The sequence below is a fragment of the Thermoleptolyngbya sp. M55_K2018_002 genome, assembly GCF_015295965.1.
GTDB lineage: Bacteria > Cyanobacteriota > Cyanobacteriia > Elainellales > Elainellaceae > Thermoleptolyngbya > Thermoleptolyngbya sichuanensis.
Genome location: NZ_DVEA01000152.1, coordinates 1 through 3,392, shown reverse-complemented (window position 1 = coordinate 3,392; position 3,392 = coordinate 1). Strand labels below are relative to the sequence as shown.

Genomic DNA, 3,392 nt, shown 5'->3' with positions numbered 1-3,392 from the left:
CCGGATACCTTTGGCTGCCGCGCAATATAGCTATCGGTAAACTCGCGCACCCGCTGCACGTTCACGCCTGCCCGGTTGAAAATGCTGACGGCCAGCCCGTCTTGCTCTAGCAGCGCCTTCATCAGGTGTTCGGTTTCAATCTGCTGCTGTTTGGACTGGCGGGCAATTTCCTGGGTGTTGACAATGGCTTCCCAGGCTTTTTCGGTGAATTTGTCAGGACTAGTCGGTTGCATAGCGTCGTTAGAAGTTGGGGGTTAGGGGTTAGGAATTTTGGAATTTTGGATTTTGGATTTTGGATTTTGGGTACTGTAGGAGCCATCGGGTTTGAGCCGAAACCGAAAATCGAAATCCAAAATCCGCCACCGGAATCCCTGAAGCGTGGGATCATACAGTCCGGATAATCGTCCGGCTAATCGTCCGGCCGACCCGGTATATAAACTCATTCTACGGAGGGAGGGGCGATCGCCAGGATCGGGCTTCCCACCCCGCGCAATACGGTTTCCATTAATTTTTCTTAAAGCAATGGGAAACGGGCAGACAAAGGCGGTTTGACGGGTTCACGCTTGAGAAATTGTCCCTGAGAAATGGGCATTCTGAAACAGGGCAATCTGAAACAGGGCAGTCTGAAACAGGCATCGATGGTTTCGGGATTTGCCATTGGATACGACTAATGAATACGGCTAATGCAGTGGCGAGCGCTGGGGTGCGTGGTAGGGCAAAGCAATGTTAATCGGCGGGCGGTATGAAACGATTCGAGAATTAGGACGGGGGGGCTTTGGCAAGACGTATCTGGCCGAAGACACTTATCGTCGCAATAGCCCCAAGTGCGTGGTCAAAAAGATTCAGCCCCAGTCGAAGCTGCCGTCGGTGTTGGCTCCAGCGCGATCGCTCTTTGAGTCCGAAGTCGAGAAGCTGTATCTGATCGGCAAGCACAACCAGATTCCCAAACTTTACGACCATTTGGAGCAGGGTGGCGAGTTTTATCTGGTGCAAGAGCTGATCGACGGGCACGATTTGCGGCAGTCGCTCTTTTTGGGCGATCGCCGCGATGAGAAAGAAGTGCTGGGCTTTTTGCATGAGGTGCTAGAGATCCTCGCAGTGGCCCATGCCCAGAATGTCGTGCATCAAGACCTGAAGCCACAAAACCTGCTGCGCCGCTGGAGCGACAAAAAGCTAGTGCTGATCGACTTTGGCAATGTCAAGGTGATCCGCCATTTGATGGTGAATGCCGAGGGCAAGCCCTACTTTACGCAGACCGTTGGTACGGCGGGCTACGTGCCGCCCGAACAATCTGCCGGACAGCCCGTTCCTGCCAGCGACCTCTACGCGCTGGGAATGCTGGCGATTCAGGCGCTCACGGGCTATTCTCCCAAACAGCTTCCCCGCGATTCGGCGACAGGCGAAATTGCGTGGCGGGACGAGGCGCGGGTCAGCGCTCAGCTTGCCGATGCGCTGGATGGCATGGTGCGTCAATCCGTCGAGCAGCGCTTCCAGTCCGTGGCCGAGGTGCTGGCGGCGCTGCCTGCACTGCCGACTGCAAAAAACCTCTCCCCAGAAGAACTGGCCAGCTTTTTGGGCGAGCCAGAACCGCCGCGCTATGAACTGGCGATCGCCCCCCAGTTTGACCTGGCACGAAACTTTTCTGAGGGGCTGGCGGCCGTCGTGCTAAAGAATCGCCTCGGCTACATCAGCAAGTCTGGCGAAATTGCCATCCCGCTCAAAATCGAAGTCGATCCCATCGGCATCTACCGCGAAGGGGCCTACGAGTTCTCGGAGGGGCTAGCGCGAATCTCCATTGGGCAGCGCTGGGGCTACATCAATGATCTGGGAAAACTGGCGATCGCCCCCCAGTTCGACAGCGCTGAAAACTTCGTCAACGGGCTGGCACGGGTCGAGCAAAACCACCGCTACGGCTACATTGACACGCGGGGGCAATGGCTGATCAAGCCGCAGTTTGAGAGTGCCGCGCCCGCCTTCCGCGAAGGACTGGCGGGGGTGGAAATCGACCATCGCTACGGCTACATCAGCCCCGCCGGAAAAGTCATCATCCCGCCCCAGTTCGACAGCGCCGACGAGTTCTCCGAAGGGCTGGCCCGCGTCACGCTCCAGGGCAAATACGGCTTTATCGACAAAACGGGCGCACTGGTGATTCCTGCCGAGTTTGACGTGGCCCACACGTTTCAAAACGGGCTGGCGCGAGTCCGCATCGACGGGCGCTACGGCTACATCAATCCCGCAGGCGCACTCGTCATCCCCGCCCAGTTCGACGACACCTTCAGCTTCACCGATGGACTCGCCCTCGTGCGCCACGAAGACCGCTATGGCTATATTGCTCCAGAGGGCAAAGTCGTCATTCCGCTGAAGTTTGAAGATGCCTATCCCTTTTCTGAAGGTCTGGCCGCCGTGAAGCTGGGCGGACTCTGGGGCTTTATCGACCTCCAGGGAACCTTCGTGGTTGAGCCGCAGTTTGCCGACGCTGGCTCCTTTCATGGCGATCGCGCTGCGGTCAAGCAAGGCGGGCGGTGGGGGTATTTGGGCAGGGCGTGAGAGAAGAAGGAAGAGGGAAGAGGGAAGAACGAAGAGGGAAGCGTTTTCCTTCTTCATTTTTTCTCCCATCACCCTGTCGCTCTGTTGCACCCCTGAAGCCCTACATACACCAGCGCCAGCAGGCTCAGCAGCACCAAAATTTTCAGCCCTTTGGTAAATCGCCTGGGGAAACCTTTTGCCAATTTGCGAGTCGGAGGCATAAGTGTCGGAGGTATACGTACAGCGCCGCCATGCAGCGTGGGTCAATCTGTGCCTAACATTCTAGTGGGCAAGAACGAGCTTAGCTAGAGCAGACCAATCCTGATTCCCCGGAAACACTCTCCCGAAATATCCCGAAATATCCCGAAATAGTCTATGGAACGTCGCACCTTTCTCGGACTGACTGCCGCCAGTGCTGCCAGCGCTGCCCTGCCTGCTTGTCGATCTGCCGAGCCGCCCAGCCCGTCTGCGGTAGGAGGCACATTTCAGCAGGTGGGAACCCTGAGCCAGCTTGCCCAGAGTGGCGATCGCCTCGATACTCAGGTGGGCACTGCCCCCATCACCCTGCTCAAAAATCCCGACAGCGGCGACCTCATGGCCATCAGCCGAACCTGTCCCCATGCAGGATGCACCGTCGAATGGCGAGAGCAAACCGCCCTCTTTGCCTGCCCCTGTCACAATTCCCTCTTTTCGCCGACGGGCGGAGTCGTGCAAGGCCCTGCAAACCGGGCGCTGGCGACCTATCCCGTCAAGGTAGAGGGTGAGACGATTTTGGTACAGGGGTAAGACAAGTGGCAGAGGTTTGGAGGATTGAAGTGACAGAAACGCAGTTGGACGATTTCTCGCGGGCTGCGCCCGCGAGAAAT

The 3,392-nt window shown here is 57.4% G+C and carries 5 protein-coding genes; 2 read left to right on the top strand and 3 right to left on the bottom strand.

Features of this window, described 5'->3' with window-relative positions; genetic code table 11:
• Together IGS51_RS07495 and IGS51_RS07490 are read right to left on the bottom strand one after the other, a co-directional pair.
• The coding region (locus IGS51_RS07495; RefSeq protein WP_297077662.1) for a Clp protease N-terminal domain-containing protein at positions 1-233 on the bottom strand (233 nt) is incomplete at its 3' end.
• Positions 234-254: 21 nt separating this feature from the next.
• Positions 255-443: a hypothetical protein gene (locus IGS51_RS07490; protein WP_297077661.1), complete on the bottom strand. Its 189-nt coding sequence runs from the start codon at positions 441-443 to the stop codon at positions 255-257.
• 280 nt (positions 444-723) lie between these two features.
• Between IGS51_RS07490 and IGS51_RS07485 the strand changes: the two genes are divergently transcribed.
• On the top strand, positions 724-2,547 hold the full coding sequence (locus IGS51_RS07485) for a WG repeat-containing protein (protein ID WP_297077659.1): 1,824 nt from the start codon (positions 724-726) through the stop codon (positions 2,545-2,547).
• Positions 2,548-2,615: 68 nt separating this feature from the next.
• On the opposite strand, the gene IGS51_RS07480 is transcribed toward IGS51_RS07485, so the two are convergent.
• The gene (locus tag IGS51_RS07480) at positions 2,616-2,747 is read right to left on the bottom strand and encodes a hypothetical protein (RefSeq protein WP_297077657.1); all 132 of its coding nucleotides are present in this window, start codon (positions 2,745-2,747) and stop codon (positions 2,616-2,618) included.
• 154 nt (positions 2,748-2,901) lie between these two features.
• Between IGS51_RS07480 and IGS51_RS07475 the strand changes: the two genes are divergently transcribed.
• Complete coding sequence (locus tag IGS51_RS07475; RefSeq protein WP_297077655.1) at positions 2,902-3,312, top strand: Rieske (2Fe-2S) protein; 411 nt, start codon at positions 2,902-2,904, stop codon at positions 3,310-3,312.
• The last annotated feature ends 80 nt before the right edge of the window (positions 3,313-3,392 follow it).